Origin of the sequence: Levilactobacillus suantsaiihabitans, assembly GCF_004745505.1 — a bacterium.
GTDB classification, from domain to species: domain Bacteria; phylum Bacillota; class Bacilli; order Lactobacillales; family Lactobacillaceae; genus Levilactobacillus; species Levilactobacillus suantsaiihabitans.
Genome location: NZ_RKLX01000015.1, coordinates 52655 through 68164, shown reverse-complemented (window position 1 = coordinate 68164; position 15510 = coordinate 52655). Strand labels below are relative to the sequence as shown.

General features: G+C 53.0%; 15 protein-coding genes. 9 read left to right on the top strand and 6 right to left on the bottom strand.

Annotation, left to right across the window (positions count from 1 at the left end; translation table 11 throughout):
• Both EGT51_RS13080 and EGT51_RS09325 read left to right on the top strand, forming a co-directional pair.
• Nucleotides 1–220 (top strand): hypothetical protein (locus EGT51_RS13080; protein ID WP_225428712.1); only part of this gene is annotated, 220 nt, incomplete at its 5' end.
• A gap of 51 nt (nucleotides 221–271) precedes the next feature.
• Complete coding sequence (locus tag EGT51_RS09325) at nucleotides 272–556, top strand: hypothetical protein (RefSeq protein WP_135368446.1); 285 nt, start codon at nucleotides 272–274, stop codon at nucleotides 554–556.
• A 246-nt stretch (nucleotides 557–802) separates the two neighbouring features.
• Here EGT51_RS09325 and EGT51_RS09320 read toward each other — a convergent pair whose 3' ends face one another.
• Nucleotides 803–1714, bottom strand: coding sequence for a LysR family transcriptional regulator (locus EGT51_RS09320; protein ID WP_135368445.1), 912 nt, complete (start codon nucleotides 1712–1714; stop codon nucleotides 803–805).
• A 168-nt stretch (nucleotides 1715–1882) separates the two neighbouring features.
• Here EGT51_RS09320 and EGT51_RS09315 point away from each other — a divergent pair, with 168 nt between their 5' ends.
• The 3 genes from EGT51_RS09315 to EGT51_RS09305 all read left to right on the top strand — a co-directional run bounded on the left by EGT51_RS09315 (nucleotide 1883) and on the right by EGT51_RS09305 (nucleotide 4402).
• Nucleotides 1883–3364, top strand: coding sequence for an FAD-dependent oxidoreductase (locus EGT51_RS09315; protein ID WP_135368444.1), 1482 nt, complete (start codon nucleotides 1883–1885; stop codon nucleotides 3362–3364).
• Nucleotides 3361–3918, top strand: coding sequence for an NADPH-dependent FMN reductase (locus EGT51_RS09310; protein ID WP_135368443.1), 558 nt, complete (start codon nucleotides 3361–3363; stop codon nucleotides 3916–3918). The genes EGT51_RS09315 and EGT51_RS09310 overlap by 4 nt, the downstream gene beginning before the upstream one ends.
• Nucleotides 3919–4108: 190 nt before the next feature.
• Complete coding sequence (locus EGT51_RS09305) at nucleotides 4109–4402, top strand: hypothetical protein (RefSeq protein ID WP_135368442.1); 294 nt, start codon at nucleotides 4109–4111, stop codon at nucleotides 4400–4402.
• A gap of 90 nt (nucleotides 4403–4492) precedes the next feature.
• Here the strand turns inward: EGT51_RS09305 and EGT51_RS09300 are convergent, their stop codons facing one another.
• The 5 genes from EGT51_RS09300 to EGT51_RS09280 all read right to left on the bottom strand — a co-directional run bounded on the left by EGT51_RS09300 (nucleotide 4493) and on the right by EGT51_RS09280 (nucleotide 9202).
• A complete protein-coding gene (locus EGT51_RS09300; protein WP_135368441.1) occupies nucleotides 4493–4912 on the bottom strand; it encodes a MerR family transcriptional regulator in 420 nt (139 codons plus the stop codon).
• A 412-nt stretch (nucleotides 4913–5324) separates the two neighbouring features.
• Entirely contained in the window at nucleotides 5325–6143 is an 819-nt protein-coding gene (gene yidA, locus EGT51_RS09295; protein WP_135368440.1) for a sugar-phosphatase, read from the bottom strand.
• A 29-nt stretch (nucleotides 6144–6172) separates the two neighbouring features.
• Nucleotides 6173–6985, bottom strand: a complete 813-nt coding sequence (locus EGT51_RS09290) for a Cof-type HAD-IIB family hydrolase (protein WP_135368439.1) — start codon at nucleotides 6983–6985, stop codon at nucleotides 6173–6175.
• A 2-nt stretch (nucleotides 6986–6987) separates the two neighbouring features.
• A complete protein-coding gene (locus EGT51_RS09285; protein WP_135368438.1) occupies nucleotides 6988–8352 on the bottom strand; it encodes an HD domain-containing protein in 1365 nt (454 codons plus the stop codon).
• 19 nt (nucleotides 8353–8371) lie between these two features.
• Entirely contained in the window at nucleotides 8372–9202 is an 831-nt protein-coding gene (locus EGT51_RS09280) for a lipoate--protein ligase family protein (RefSeq protein WP_135368437.1), read from the bottom strand.
• Between the two features lie 375 nt (nucleotides 9203–9577).
• Between EGT51_RS09280 and EGT51_RS09275 the strand changes: the two genes are divergently transcribed.
• From EGT51_RS09275 to EGT51_RS09260, 4 genes are all read left to right on the top strand, one after another.
• Complete coding sequence (locus EGT51_RS09275; protein WP_135368436.1) at nucleotides 9578–10018, top strand: DUF1934 domain-containing protein; 441 nt, start codon at nucleotides 9578–9580, stop codon at nucleotides 10016–10018.
• 44 nt (nucleotides 10019–10062) lie between these two features.
• Nucleotides 10063–10722, top strand: coding sequence for a DNA-directed RNA polymerase subunit delta (gene rpoE, locus EGT51_RS09270; RefSeq protein WP_135368435.1), 660 nt, complete (start codon nucleotides 10063–10065; stop codon nucleotides 10720–10722).
• 165 nt (nucleotides 10723–10887) lie between these two features.
• On the top strand, nucleotides 10888–12495 hold the full coding sequence (locus tag EGT51_RS09265) for a CTP synthase (protein WP_135368434.1): 1608 nt from the start codon (nucleotides 10888–10890) through the stop codon (nucleotides 12493–12495).
• A 448-nt stretch (nucleotides 12496–12943) separates the two neighbouring features.
• Complete coding sequence (locus EGT51_RS09260) at nucleotides 12944–15088, top strand: L-type lectin family protein (RefSeq protein WP_135368433.1); 2145 nt, start codon at nucleotides 12944–12946, stop codon at nucleotides 15086–15088.
• Nucleotides 15089–15510: the final 422 nt, after the last annotated feature.

The following is a 15510-nucleotide window of genomic DNA, read 5'->3' as shown; positions in this document are numbered from 1 at the left end:
AAGTACCAATAAAGCGACGATCACTAATCCTTCAATGATATTTTATCATCAAAAGATCAGTGATCGTCGTTTTCATGTTTCGGGGTGTGCGGCAGCACATGCACGTCTGTCCCACTCTCTTTTTGCATACACGCATGATCAAATGGTTAGGCCCCGCAATTTTACGAAATGGGGTCGCCGCGGACCGCAGATTATCCCGGTACGTGCCCAGCGCTTATAGTAGAGGGTGAACGGACTGGGTGGTCACATCCAGTTGAGAAGGGAGCTCGGTATGATGACAGTAAAAAATCTGGGTGCTTTGATTGGCGTCGTGTTGATCAGTGGAACGGTGCTTGCCGTGAGTGGGGGACGGGTGACGGACCGTGTTAGCGCAGCGGCCGCCCCACGAATTGAACGGGTCACGAGCCAAACGACCCGACCGGCGCCACTAGAGAGCAAGCGGCAATCCGTGGAACCCGTGGGTCAACGTAGTCGCATCACGACAAACGCGGAACGCGAGCCGATTGTTCCGGAACGTCATGCGGGAACCACGGCACCGACTGGAGCGACCTGTTGAGTTGATGCTGGGTGAGCGCAGACGAATTCTGAGTGTTAGTCCACATAGACGTCTGAAAAATCGTAACGGCCTTCACTGCCCATTTGTAACGGGGTGGTGAAGGCCGTTGTTGTTTACTGAAGCTTGAAAGACGGAAGTTAGCTGGAATCATGTGCCTCATGGCTGAAACGTGCACCAACAGGCAACTGGTTCCGCTTAACAGTGCTAAGCAAATAATCCAAGAGCGGGATTATCCGCCTAGCACTGTTAATGCTCGCCTGTTGGCACACTCTTTTTAAGCGCCAGGAGCTGTTTGAGTGCCGGGTTTTGGTTTTGCGGATCGTAGACCATGACGATTTTATAACCCTGTGAATCCAATTCAAAGGGCTTATAGACAATATCGTCATCGTCTGGCGAATCAGTCGCCAGGAGGCCAGCTGGGAAGAAGGCAACGGCTTGGTCGAGGGCGACCAGTAGTTGCATCTGCTCAATGCTACCGACCCGCTGGACGTGTTCGGTCTGTTGGCCCTGAGGGATGCTGGCCAAGAAGCTCTCCAGTAGGAAGGTCGAACTCTCCGGACTGTAATACAGGATAGGCGTTTGCTTGAGGTCTGCGAGGGTCACGGTAGCTTGGTGGGCCAGCGGGTTGTCGCGGCTAAGGCCCAGCACCATCTCACCAGTGAAGACGGGCATCACGGTAAGGTTGTCGGCATCGGGTAAAACAGTCTGGCCATATTCGATGGAGTAGGCGATATCGAGCGACCCGCGGCGAATGCTGGTGACTAAATGCTCGTTACTTTCCTCGCGAATCGTCACGTGAATGTTGGGATGCGTTCGGTTTAGCTGACGAATATCTTGCTTTAACAGGTGACTTTCAAACACGGAGAAGTAGCCGACCTGTAGCGTTTGACTACTGAGCCGGTCCAGTCCGTGCAGCTCGTTGAGGGCATTGTTGTAGTGATTCACAATGTCTTGCGCCTCACCCCAGAAAAATTGCCCCTGGGTGTTCAAGACAATCGTGTTCGCCTTGCGTTGGAATAGAGTGACGCCAAGTTCGGCTTCCAGTTGGCGAATTTGTTTGGAAACGGCGCGTTGTGAGATGTAGTGACGGTCCGCCACCCGTTTGAAACTGCCGGCTTGGGCGACTTCTAAGAATAAGTGTAAGTGTTCTAAATCCACGGTATTTTCCTCCTAGGGGGACTGATTGGTTCGCCTGACGAAAGTATTTGTGACTATATTAACATAGATTTGCGGTTTAGACTGTAGTCATTCAAACGTTAACGCAGAACTCAAAATTTTTTTGCAACTAGTTGTGTAAAAATTCACTAACAAATTGGAGGAAAACTCATGTCTATCCCAAGCGAAAAAAGTTATGATGTCGTCGTTGCTGGTACCGGTGCTGCCGGGATGTCCGCTGCACTGACCGCCGCCCAACAGGGGTTGAAGGTGTTGTTGTTGGAGAAAGGCCACACGACCGGTGGGAGTAGTAACTACACCGAAGGCCTCTTCGCCGTCGACTCCTATTTACAAAAAGCAGCCGGCATCAAAGTCTCTGGCACGGCCGTGTTAAAAGAAGAAGTGGCTTACTCGAAGTACAAAGCCGATTCTCGCATCTGGCGCAAGTATGTTGATGCCAGTGCCGACAACGTGCAATGGTTAGCCGATCAAGGGGTTGAGTACGAAGGCGTACAAGCCATGGGTGACGGTGAAGCGACCTGGCACATCTACAAGGGGATGGGCAACCAAGTCATTCACGGAGCACTCCAACCCAAGGCTGAAGCCGCTGGTGTAGAAATCTTAACGTCGACTTCCGCTCAAGGCCTGCATCGCGACGACCAAGGCGCTATCGTAGCCGTTGATGTGAAGGACGAGGAATCCGGTAAGACGGTGGAGATTCAAACGCCAGCCGTGGTCTTAGCCACCGGGGGTTACCTGAACAATCCTGAAATGATGAAGGACTTAACGTCTTACGATACCAGTCGGTTGATTCCGGTCAGCTCCGGTAAGGGGACCGGTGATGGGTTACAAATGGCCTGGCAAGCAGGTGCCAAACAATCTGGGACCGGGACGGCCATGTTGTTCGGTGGTTATTTGAAAGACCCTGACGAACCCGCCTTTAAGTTTATGGGGTCACAAATGAACGCAGCCGCTGGCCAACAACCGTTGCTGTGGGTCAACGAAAAGGGCGAACGGTTTGTGGACGAAAGTGTTGTTTACAACTTCTCTTATGCCGGTAACGCTATGTACACGCAAAACGCCGTCTACAGTGTCTTGGATCAAGGCGTGATCGACCGGATGGCCAAGGATGGTAATTTCATGGGCCTCGGTGTTTACGTCAAGCGGGGAGAAAAGATGACCCAGCTTCAGGACGAAATCGATGCCGCGGTAGCTGCGAACAAGCCGTTCATCTTTAAGGCCGATACGATTGAAGAGCTGGCGCAAAAGATGGGGATGCCCGTTGACCAATTGACCCAAACCGTTAGTCGCTACAACCAGGCGGCAGCCGCTGGGGTTGACGATGAATTCGGGAAGGACGCGCAATACCTGGTTCCCGTTAACGACGGTCCATACTACGGCTTTAAGTTGTACACTGGGGCTTTCTGCACCATGGGTGGTCTGCAAGTGACGCCGGATAACGAAGTCGTTGATGATGCTGGACAAGTGATTCCGGGATTATACGCGGCCGGCAACGATTCTTCTGGTTTGGTCGGGGATACGTACGGGCCGAACATGCCAGGGACCTGCGTGGGTTATGCCTTCTACTCCGGCCGTAATGCGGGGCAGACCTTGGCCAATTACTTAAAAAAAGCAGAGGTGTCCGCCTCATGAAAATCATTGGGTTAGTCGGTAACAACGCCGATTTTTCATACAACCGCTTGTTGTTGCAGTTCATGAGTAGCCATTTTACGACGGACGTCGACATCGAAGTCGCTGAAATCAAAGACCTACCGATGTTTAACGAGTCGACGGCGCAACCGACGCCGACTTGTGTGACCACATTGGCGGCCAAGATTGCCGCAGCCGATGGCGTCATCATTGCGACTCCTGAGTATGACCACTCGATTCCAGCCAGTCTGAAGAACTGCTTGGAATGGCTGTCGTACGCGGCGCATCCTTTCACGGACAAGCCAGTCATGGTCGTGGGCGTTTCGTTGGGACAACAAGGAACCTCGTTTGCCCAGACCCAACTACGTGAAATCTTGAACTCGCCGGGTCTGAACGCTCACGTGCTGTCGGGCAACCAGTTCATGATGGGGTTTGCCAAAAAGCAATTCGATCAAAATGGTCAGTTGACCGACGACCGGACGCTGGACTTCTTGACGCAATGCTTTCAAACGTTCCAGCAATTCGTTCAGGCTCATCGTCTGATGACAGTTGAATAGAAAATACCGTAGACATCTTCCTAGTGAGGGTGTCTTTTTGCTTGAGTAGTTAAACCGCGCAATCAATTCGTTAGTCGATACGATTGTGCTTTTTTCGCTAGGAAATGGGGGCGACTTCCTGTATAGTTGGACTTACCTCATGGAAGATAAACGTTGATATAACAGTATTTATAAGACGGGAGGCGTCCAGATGTCAAAGCTGAAAACGAGAATTGTTACACCGGCCATTGCAGGTATCACTGAGTTGATTGGCCCAGTTTTATTCATCATGGCCGGCATGTTCTTCGGGATAGGAGGCATGTTTTTTTGGCAGATCACGCTGTTCGGTCAGCCGGTGATTGGGGCTGATTGGTTGGATAGGACTGGTGGACGCATTGCGGACCAGGCTCTGTATCTCAAGCGCTGTTCACTGCCAGTTGGCGTATCGTGCGGTCGCTGGGAGTTATCGGTTGAGCAGGTGGCCCGTGGCTGGCCAGTGATGTGAATTGGGTGATGCAAAAAACATCGGGGATCCCGGTTAGGCAACCCCCGATGTTTAGGGAAATGATATTTTTTGTACAGATAGCGGTGCCGCCTAGACGACCTGGTCGTCCAATTCCCCGATTTGTTCGATCATGGTGGCTAGTTCACTGTGAGACAAGGTTGATTTGGTCAGTGCTTTGGTCATCTTGGCGGTGAGTTTGGTCAGTTTTGCGTAGAAGTTTTGATTGTCGACGAACTGCGCGTGCTTTCCCGTGATGAAGCGCAGGGTATCGGCACAGTGGGTCGCATCGATGTCGTCGGCGTCACGCAGCTTTAAGACCTTGTCGATTTCTTCTAGCGATAGGCCTGCCCGTTTCAAGCTGTGGATGATGCGGTACGTCGCCAGGTCCGTCACCGTGTATTCACGGTAGTTGCCGGCTGTGCGCTTGGGAACGAGCATCCCCATCTTCTCGTAAAAACGAAGCGTATCCGGACTACAGTCCACCTGCGTTGCAAACTCCTTAATATTCATATCACAACCATCTCCTCTGGTCACCACTACCCTAACACTGGAGCCAACCACAGGGTTAAAATAAACGACTAAGCGGTGATTTTTAACCGAGGTTCGGTGAGTTAATTAAAAAATCGACTTATCCACTGTGGGGGTAAGTCGATAACGGTTTGATTAATTAACGTCAAAAGATTACTGTAACAGCGGTGTTCTGACAAACTAAAATTGGTGAAGCCAGGCGCCTGCGTCAGTCAGGGTTCCGCCTGTTGGCGCACGTTTCGACCATGAGGCCATTTTGAGACGTGAACTTCGGCTCAAAGCGAGGCGTCGAGACCGTTCTTTGGCTCGACCCGTCCCCCCAGCGTTCCAACCCATATTTGGCGAACGATAGGCGGCCAGTTCTCACAATCTTAACATGAGGAACAAGTTGCGGTTACTGCAACGCGTACTTACGAATGGCCGCGGCCACGCCATCTTCAGCGTTGGTCAACGTGGTGGCCTGCGCCGCTGCCTTGATCTCGTCGATGGCATTGCCCATGGCGACGCCCCAGCCAGCGTAAGTGATCATGGACAGGTCATTGCCCTGATCGCCCAGTGCCATGACGTTGTCCGCCGTGAATCCCAGCTGCGTGGCCAGTTCGCCTAAGGTGCCACCCTTGCTGGCATGCTTGTTCATGACTTCGATGAAGTAAGGCGCACTCTGGACGACGCTGAAGCGTTCCTTGAATGCGGCCGGCATGTCGGCTTTCACGTGGTCGATGACTTTCGGGTCGTCGACGAACATGGCCTTGGAGATGGTCAGGTCGCGCGGTGTTTCGCTGACTTCCCGGTACCGAATCAGCATGCGGACCAGGTAACTTTCGGCGATGGTGTAGGCCGAGATGTTCTTGTTGGCCGTGTAGATGTAGTCGGGCGTTTCGATTTGAAAATGGGATTGAAGCTTACGGGAGAGGCTTTCCAAGTCAATGTAGTCGTCGTAGGTCAAGGCGTGGTTCGTCAAGACCTTGCCGGAAATCGTTTGGGCGACGGAGCCGTTGAAGGTGATGGCGTATTGGTCGTCACCACTGATGCCCATGGCGTCCAAATAAGGCTTGACCCCGGTCAACGGCCGGCCGGTACACAAGACTACCTTGATGCCTTGGGCCTTAGCGGCTTGAACCGCGTCGATCGTGGCCTGGGCCAATTCGTTTTTCTCGTTGAGCAGGGTGCCATCGATGTCAATGGCGATTAATTTAATTTTACTTGCAGTCATGAAAGGCTTCTCCTTTAAATAAATTCAGATTAGAGTGACAGCGCGTGGGTCAAAATGGCACTGGCGACCCCGTCAGCGTCGTTACTGGCGGTCACGGCATCGGCTGCGGCTTGGACCTCAGCGTCGGCATTGCCCATGGCGACCCCAAGTCCCGCGGCTTTCAACATGGGTAGGTCGTTGGGGCCGTCCCCAATGGCCATCACGTCGGTAGGGTCAATGGCCAACCGTTGGGCCAGTTCTTGCAGGGCCTGAGCCTTGCTGACGTGGCGGTTGAGCACCTCGATGAAATGCGGGTCGGTGTGCACCACGTAAAATTGCTGGCGCAAGGCGGCCGAAATGGTGGTGTCGAATTGGTCGACCACCGCCGTTTCGTCGATGAAGACGAAGGTCAAGAGGTCCTCGCCGTCCGGAATTTGATCGGCCAGGAGATACTTGATCGGCAGGTTGACCAGGTGACTTTCCCGAATCGAATAGGCGCTAGCCGGGCGGTTCGGGGTATAGATGGCTTGAGGTGTGATCAGGTGATAGTGGATGGGCGCCTGGTCGGCCAGATCCACCAGCCGTTGAGCGTCATTTAAGCTCAGCGAATGGGTGATCAACGGCTGCCCGGTCGTCGTTTGAACCGCCGCGCCGTTGTGGGCGATGACGTACTGGTCGTCGCCGATTAAGTCGAGCATTTCGAGGTAAGGCCGCACGCCAGCCAAGGGCCGGCCGCTACAGAGCACCACTTTGATGCCCGAAGCCGTGGCCGCCTTAATGGCGTCAATGGTCGACAAGGCCAGTTTGTGGTTGGACGTTAAGAGGGTACCGTCAATATCGATTGCAATTAGTTTCACCGTCATGGTTAGGACTCCTTGGGTTGAATCAATTGGTTATTTTGAATGTAGGACCCGAACTCATCGTAAGTGGGCTGGAAGAGTTCTGGAGCGTTGTTGCCGGGGTTGAGCATTTCCTTGGGGAAGAAGAAGCGTTGATCCCCCGAGAACTTGCCGCGCATGGCGTTGACCAGGTCGGACACGGTCGATAGTTCCAGTAGACTGCCATCGGGTTCTTGTAGTTCGATTTGGGTCAACGGGTAGGTCATCTTCGGGTCGTAGGCATCGTCGTAAGGCAGGTCGTAGCTGTTGTCCGTGGCGGTGTAGTAATCCGTATTGAACCCGACCGAGCGAATCATCTGGCGTAGTTTTGGCAACAGGTCCGCCGTGTCCGCTGTGTATTCGGCACTCTTCAACGGCTTGCGGTCCAAGAACCGGTGCGCCAGGTCGGCCAAAATTTGATCCGGTGAGTCGCGCCAGTGGATGAAGTAGGTGGTCAAGACGCCGTCGTCTAGGTTCAGATAGTCGTGAAGGTCGAATTGGTGATTGAAGAACGGCAACAACAGGTGAGGGATGAAGCTCTCATCCGTTTGGTTGGCCTGATACAGCTCGTTGGCCCGGCCTAACAAGTGGTCCAAGATGACTTCCATGGCCCGGGAGACAGGGTGGAAGTAGACCTGTTGGTACATTTGAAAGCGGCTGATGATGTAGTCTTCGACCGCGTGCATGCCGTTCATGGCAAAGGCGATGCCCCCGGTGTAAGGGCGCATGACCCGCAGAATCCGGGTCAGATCAAAGGTCCCGTATTCGGTCCCGGTAAAGTAGGCGTCACGCAAGAGGTAGTCCATCCGGTCCGCGTCGATCTGACTAGAGATCATTTGGACGACTTGTGGATTGGGGTAGGTCTTTTGAATCACGCTGGCGACTTCGGCGGGAAATGTCGGGCTAACCCGGCGCAAGACCTGGTTGACCTCGGTAGCGGGTGAAGTCAAGATTTCTGCGGTAATGGCTTCGTGGTCGGTGTGAAAGATGTGTTCAAACGTGTGTGAGTATGGGCCGTGACCGATATCATGCAAGAGGGCCGCACACAACGCAGTCAGCCGCTCCCGGTCATCCCAGCCGCCATCACCGGGCGTTTGAGACGGGTAGTTACGCTGGAAGTTGTCACAGATTTGCCGGGTGATTTCGTAAACGCCCAACGAGTGGGTGAAACGGGAATGTTCGGCACCGTGGAAAATCAGTGAGGCGGTACCGAGTTGTTTGATGCGCCGGAGCCGTTGGAACTCCCGGGTATTGATCAAGTCGAGAATGACTTGGTGTTGGACATAGATATAGTTATGAACGGGATCACGAAACACTTTTTCCCGTGGTAAACGTTGTTGGGCGTAAGTCACACTGATTCCTCCTTTAAGTTTAATCCTGTAATCGTGGTTGGCGCCGGGCCATTTGAGCCGTAGCGTGGTCTAAAGCCGCCGTGAATTTTGGCGTGGCCATCAAGGTTGCTAATTTTTCGTGGCCCACCTGTAGACCCGCCGTTTGGGCCGCGTCAATGAAGCGATTTTGGGCGTCGGTAACGGTCATGTCGGTGTGCAACAGTGCGGCCGTGGTCGTCATGACGTGAGGGTCAACGTCCGGGAAGTTCCACTGATTCTCAGCATCCCCTAAGCCGGCCTGGTAAAAGTCACGGATCATCTCGCCGCGAGCCAGTTGGTCGCCGGAAACGCTTAGGTACAGCATGGTGACCAGGGCGTGGGGGCTGCGGCGTTGGGCGATGCCGGCAATCTTTTGGCCGTCCACGCTGAGATCGTAGTCACCCGGGCAATAGGAGCGGGTGATCTCGTAGTGTTTGAGCGTCAGTTCTGGCCAGGCGGCGTCGACCAGGGTGGTCATCTGCGCGTAGGCCGCCTCCACACTAATGGGAGGGGTGGTCAATGGCGTAAATAACGAAACGTTGAGCACGCCGGCATCACTGACGACCGCCAGTCCTCCCGAGTTGCGGAGCACATAGTCGTAGCCATGGCGGGAAACGGCCTTCACAGCCGCTGTCAGGTGCGGCAAGCGTTTGTCCTTGAGTCCCATGATCACAGTCGGTTGCATGGTCCAGAAGTGCAATATGGGCTCCTGAAGGTCAACGACTAAGTCGAGCAACGCGTTGGTGTACCCAAAGGCTTGGTTTTTCTGATCGGCCGGGATGGGCGTCGTCACGGTCTGAATTTGGTTAGTGGGGAGGTCAAACGGAAACATGAAAACAGCCTTCTTTCGTAGAGTTACTTCAACCTCTCATTATACTAGAAAACGCTTGCGCCGTCATGGTCTGGACCAGTGTTCTTGCCTGGTTAGCGTGATTGCGGACTTGGCAAGCTAATGACGCGTGTCTCGCGTGTTCTGATCATTGAAAGCGGTGAAACCAGGCGCCTGCGTCAGCCAGGGTTCTGCCCGCTGTGGGGAACACCGCCAGTGTGCCGACCTAGATTTCGCACAATACAAGGCATTCCGCCAGAACGTTGTCTCAGTACCAGGCTGACCGAATTTTATCGTCCAGCAAGTGATAATTGGTAGGTTTTCGCCGCGAAATGAACTATAATTAATCCAGACAATTCGCGGAAAGGAAGTGTGCAAATGGATCAATTATCTGCGGGGGTGCCCGTCATGATTCACTTGGAGACGCACATCAAGCAAGAAGAAGACGTTTCCGACTACCGCTTGGATGTGGATGGTCAGCTGGTTCAGATGGGGCGCACCCTGTACTTGCGGTATTTGGAACCGAATAAGGAGACTGGCGAACAAACGCCGGTGACCATGAAGTTCACCCCAGAAGGCGAGGTCCACTTGACCCGCAACGCTGAGGCGGAATTACGCTTGCATTTTGTCAGTGGCAAACGCGTCACGGCCCGGTACAACACCCCGTATGGCATCATGCCAATCGAAACGGTGACCCCTTATTTGGAAACGAGTTTCAAGGAAAGACCCTTTAGTGGCAACGTTAAGATCGACTACCTACTCTATGCGAACAACGATCTGGTCGGAAACTACAAGATTAGATTGCAATTTACCGCATAAACGAGTATCATATTTCGTAGACTGTGGAAAGGACGTGCACCAGTTTGGAATTAAAAGTCTTTGAGGGCCAGAACAAAAAGGAATTATCAATGATCGAAGTTGCTCACGCCATTTTATCGCAACATGGCGATGTGATGGCATTTGCTGACTTAGCGAACGCCGTCCAAGCCTATTTAGGCGATAGCGACGCGGAAGTTCGTGACCGGCTGTCCCAATTCTATACGGATTTAAATGTCGATGGTAGTTTCATTTCTCTGGGTGATAACCTTTGGGGACTGCGAACTTGGTATCCGTTTGAATCCATCGATGAAGCGACCGTTCACGCCGAGGAAGATGAAGATCAACCTAAGCGCAAGAAGCGTAAGAAGGTTAACGCCTTCTTGGCCGACACGACTGACGACGATGACGTGATCGATTACGACGATGACGATCCGGAAGATGACGACACCACCAGTACCTATGCGACTGATGATGACGACGATGATGCAACCGGCAACGGCAGCGCACCTGATCTGGGCAAGTTACAAACCGGACTAGGCATCGACGACGATGACGAAGAAGACGATTCGGAAGAAATTCCGGACGGTATCGAAGACCAGCTTTCCCAAATGGAAGCGCCGGACGACGATGATGAAAATCTTGATTTCTCCGCCGACGACGATGAAGCTGATGATGATGAAGATGACGACGAGGAACAAAAATAAATTTGCGTTCTTCGCTTGACCTCCAGTCTAAAAGCAGGTATTATGTTTTTTGGGCTCCTTGCTACTTGTAGCGAGGACAACTGGACGGTAAGCTCCCTATTCTTATGGATAGGGAGCTTTTTTTATAGTTTTCCGACCCTAAATAATCTTACGAGGAGTTTGCACATGACCAAATATATTTTTGTGACTGGCGGCGTGGTTTCATCACTAGGTAAGGGGATTGTGGCCGCTTCCCTAGGACGGTTGCTGAAGAACCGTGGCTTGAACGTAACCATTCAGAAATTCGATCCGTACATCAACGTGGATCCCGGCACGATGAACCCCTATCAACACGGGGAAGTCTTCGTGACCGACGATGGGACCGAAACGGATTTGGACTTAGGCCATTACGAACGGTTCATTGACAACAATTTGAACAAATATTCAAACGTCACCACTGGTAAGATTTATTCAGAAGTATTGGAAAAAGAACGGCGCGGCGACTACTTGGGCGCGACGGTTCAGGTCATTCCGCACATCACCGGAATGATCAAGGAAAAGATCATGCGGGCCGGCAAGACGCTGGGCGCCGACTTCGTGATCACGGAAATTGGCGGGACTGTTGGGGACATCGAATCCCAACCGTTCTTAGAAGCCATTCGGCAGATGAAGGCGGAAGTGGGCGACGAAAACGTGGTCTACATCCACACCACGTTGGTCCCAACCTTACACGCCGCACACGAAATGAAGACCAAGCCGACGCAACACTCTGTGCGCGAACTGCGGAGCATTGGGATTCAACCCAACATTTTGGTCGTGCGGACCGAGGCGCCAATCACGGACGAAATGCGCAACAAGATTGCCCTGTTCTGTGACGTTAAGCCAAGTTCCGTCATCGAATCCATGGACGTACCCACGATTTACTCGATCCCACTGCGGTTACAAGACCAAGGCTTGGATCAAATCGTCTTGGATCATTTCCAAGTGAAGGCGCCTAAGGCCGACATGGCCAAGTGGGCCAAGATGGTCGACCACATGCAAAACCTGTCACGGACCATCAAAATTGCCTTGGTCGGCAAGTACGTGGCCTTGCACGATGCCTACATTTCTGTCGATGAAGCCTTACAACATGCCGGTTACCCGGTCGATGCCAAGATTGACCTGCAGATGATCGATGCGGAAAAGATTACGGATGACAACGTCCAAGACCTGCTGGGCAGTGCCGATGGCATCATTGTTCCCGGAGGCTTCGGGGACCGGGGCATTGAAGGCATGATCACAGCCATCAAGTACGCCCGCGAACAAGACGTGCCATTCTTAGGAATTTGCCTGGGGATGCAAGTGGCCAGCATCGAATTTGCCCGTGACATTTTGGGCTATAAGGATGCCAACTCCACGGAAATGGACCCTAGCACGACGCACAAGATCATTGACCTGATGGCTGATCAAGCCGACGTCGAAGAAATGGGCGGGACCCAACGATTGGGCCTGTACCCTTGCAAATTGAAGCCGGGTAGTGTGGCTGCGGCCGCTTACGACAACCAGCCAATGGTTGAGGAACGTCACCGTCACCGTTATGAATTCAACAATCAATACCGTGACGAAATGGCGGCCAGGGGCCTGGTCTTCTCCGGGACGTCGCCTGACGATCACTTGGTGGAAGTCATTGAATTGCCGAAGAAGAAGTTCTTCGTGGCAGCGCAATATCACCCAGAATTCTTGTCTCGCCCCGACCGGCCAGAAGGCTTGTTCCGCGACTTTATCGCCGCTGCTAGCAAGGAAGTTCAAGACTAGCCTGGTGTAGGCAGAGCGGAACCGGTTGGCTTTTGGCGATGTCAAGACTCGGTCGAGTTTGACTGCAATCCTAAAAGTAAATAACATTTTTTCCGAAGAGGTCAGTGCAAACTGGCCTCTTTTTTATGGCCTTTTGGAGCTAAAAAACTGAACTATTAGGTTACCAGACTTAGCCAAACGGTCGGTTGGATTGCCCGAGATAATTCGTGCTGACAATTATTTGGTAACGCATTGGTTTAAGTGTGGCATAGGTCTTCAAAAAGACGAATTGCTGGTCAATCCCTGGTCTACCAGTGATACACCACCCGTTCAGCAGTTTTGTGTATTAAGAAATATTTAAGGTAAACATGTTTGTGGACCTTAACCACTATTCGTGTTATTCTAAAGGTCAAAAATGAAACATTACTTATAGTAACGATTTATTTTTAAAAGTTGGGAGGGCTGTGTCGTGAAGAAGAGATGGCTGTGGTTAATGGGTATGATGGCAATCTGGGGACTGGGAACTGGTATCGTGGTTGCCCGCGCTTCCGATACGGCGGTGACCAATAATTTACCGAACAGTTTTGCCATCAACGGGATTTTTAATACGACGAGTACGATTACCGGGGCAACCAACAATGCGACGCTGGTCGCTAGCAATCACGGGTTACAGATTACGGATAATCAGGCCGGTCAAAATGGCGCGGCCTGGTCGACGAGTGATAACAAATTTGACTTGAGCAAGAACGGTCGCTTTTCCATGTGGCTGTACATGGGCAAGAACGGCGCCACAAAATCCGGGCAGGGGATGGCTTTCGTCATGCAAAATGCGTCGGCCACCGGTTTCACGAATTTTCCCAGCTCCAAACAACCGGCGGGACAATCGCTAGGAGTCTGGGGGGTGGCATATAATCAACTGGCCACAGATGCAAGTGCAATCGCCGCTTCAGCGATTCCCAAAAGCTGGGCGCTGGAATTTGATGAGCAAGTCAACGACAGTCGGGTTGGTGGCGATAATGATAGCTTTGATTACGAGTTTATTTATTCTGATCTCCAGCACGTTGGGTCAAACTACCCGGCCGAAACCGCGACCTACGTCCGGCATGGGAGTTCAGACGGTGGTGGCAAGTATTTCTACAACGTCGCGCACAAAGGGGCCTTCGAAACGACGCTGTCCGACGGTGCCTGGCACCACCTCACCCTAGACTGGACGGCACCAACTGGTACCAGTAACACGGGGACCATGACCTATACCCTGGGGGATAAGAATCCGGATACGGGGGCCGCGCAAACGCCAACCAATACCAAAACGGTCGAGGTCGACCTAAGCAAACTGGGTATCAACGCTACCGACAGTACTAAACAGGTTTACTGGGGGTTCACTGGGACGACTGGGAGCCAGTACGCCAACAACGTCGTGGCCTTTGAACACATCCCCGGGTTGGTCAATGCCAGCTCGACCGTGGCCGTGACTGACACAACGACCGGCAAAACGATTACCGACGGCGACAGCGTCAATGGCAACGATGACCTGACTTACACCTACAAACTAAATTATGATGGCGGTAACCAGAACTGGCAAAATATTGAGGCGCAACTACCGAAACCTAATGGGGTCAGCTTCTCCGCCGGGACCATTACCTATGCGGATGGCAGTACCGAGGCCCTCAGCAGTAGTGAGCTGTCCGCCAGTTCGGTGGCCCACACGTTGGCGAAGAGTCTGTCGACGGCCAATGCCAGTGCCACCATCAAGTTGACCGGCAAAGCCGATGCGGTGACCACAGATACCACGGTGAACAGCACGACGAGTTATTTCAATGGGAGCAACGAAATCAATTCGGTGACCACCCCCAGCTACACCATTTATCCTGCCCAGCAGTGGGTCTTGGCGCTGTCATCTGGCAGTACGGCGTCCGTCCAGCCGGGTGAGTCGGTCGACGTGGCCGGTGGGGTGAGCATGGATGGCGGCACGGCTGACACGACGACCAACGATCAGATCACGATGCACGCCAGCTTGGACAATGGCCATACCATTGATGATTTCACCTTGAATGGCAGTGCCAGTGATCCGGACGCGCATGGCGCCTTCCATCTGACCATTCCCGCAGATAAACTCACGACGGGGACGAATAACTTGACCCTGTACGCGACCGACGACCGTGGCAATAAGTCCAATACAGTTCCGGTCACGATTACCGTTTCCGGGACGCTGGCCTTCAAGCAGGTCAATCCGGAGAGCTCCTTTACCACCACGCAATTGACGGGAACGTCGGCTCTGATTGGGCGCGCATCTGACTGGGACGTGTCCGTGGACAACGGGATGGGCAAGGGCTCCACGTGGGCAGTGACGGCTAAAGCCAGTGACTTCACGGAAAAATTAACGTCGGCCAAGCTGGCCGGTGAAGCCGTCTGGGTCGATTCTCAGGGCAACCAGCATTCCCTGAGCCAAAGCCAAGTCGTGGCCAGCGGCACTAACACGGCCGCCAGCCAGACCACCGATATCATCGACGGCTGGGGCAGTGAGGGCGGCGTGATGCTCAAGGTCAATAGTGATGCCTTGGAGGGGGACTACCAGGGAACCATCACGTGGACGTTGAGCAATACGGTTAGCTAAAAGCCATGTAAATGAAAACAGGTCCGAAACAAAGTGCGGTTTCGGACCTGTTTTTGAGTTGAGAATCATGAAGTGGCTACGCTAGAATCACGCGTGGGATAGTGCTGTGTGGAAGTGAGTTACTATCCGCTAGAAAATAGTTGGCAGTGATGGGTCGTAGTCGGGTGACTAATGGGTAACAATCACCACCGTAGCCGAGAGTTCGTTAGAGATGGGTTCAGCTGTGGGAGTTCCCTTAGCGGCATGGTTCACGGCGCTTAGGGAACTGGCAAGTTGGAGACGCGGGTTACCGGCTCCAACTTGAGGTCCAAGACCGTACTTTGGCTTGGACCGGCGCCCTCAGCGTTCCAACCCATCTCTAGCGAACGGTAAGGCGGCCAGTGTCCCCCATAGCAGGCGGAACGTTCGGGCCACTGACGGAG

Coding starts and splice junctions, on each gene's coding strand:
- EGT51_RS09290 (WP_135368439.1), bottom strand. CDS start 6,985: ATGACGGTGAAACTAATTGCAATCGATATTGACGGTACCCTCTTAACG.
- EGT51_RS09300 (WP_135368441.1), bottom strand. CDS start 4,912: ATGAATATTAAGGAGTTTGCAACGCAGGTGGACTGTAGTCCGGATACG.
- EGT51_RS09265 (WP_135368434.1), top strand. CDS start 10,888: ATGACCAAATATATTTTTGTGACTGGCGGCGTGGTTTCATCACTAGGT.
- EGT51_RS09325 (WP_135368446.1), top strand. CDS start 272: ATGATGACAGTAAAAAATCTGGGTGCTTTGATTGGCGTCGTGTTGATC.
- EGT51_RS09315 (WP_135368444.1), top strand. CDS start 1,883: ATGTCTATCCCAAGCGAAAAAAGTTATGATGTCGTCGTTGCTGGTACC.
- EGT51_RS09275 (WP_135368436.1), top strand. CDS start 9,578: ATGGATCAATTATCTGCGGGGGTGCCCGTCATGATTCACTTGGAGACG.
- EGT51_RS09280 (WP_135368437.1), bottom strand. CDS start 9,202: ATGTTTCCGTTTGACCTCCCCACTAACCAAATTCAGACCGTGACGACG.
- EGT51_RS09310 (WP_135368443.1), top strand. CDS start 3,361: ATGAAAATCATTGGGTTAGTCGGTAACAACGCCGATTTTTCATACAAC.
- EGT51_RS09305 (WP_135368442.1), top strand. CDS start 4,109: ATGTCAAAGCTGAAAACGAGAATTGTTACACCGGCCATTGCAGGTATC.
- yidA (WP_135368440.1), bottom strand. CDS start 6,143: ATGACTGCAAGTAAAATTAAATTAATCGCCATTGACATCGATGGCACC.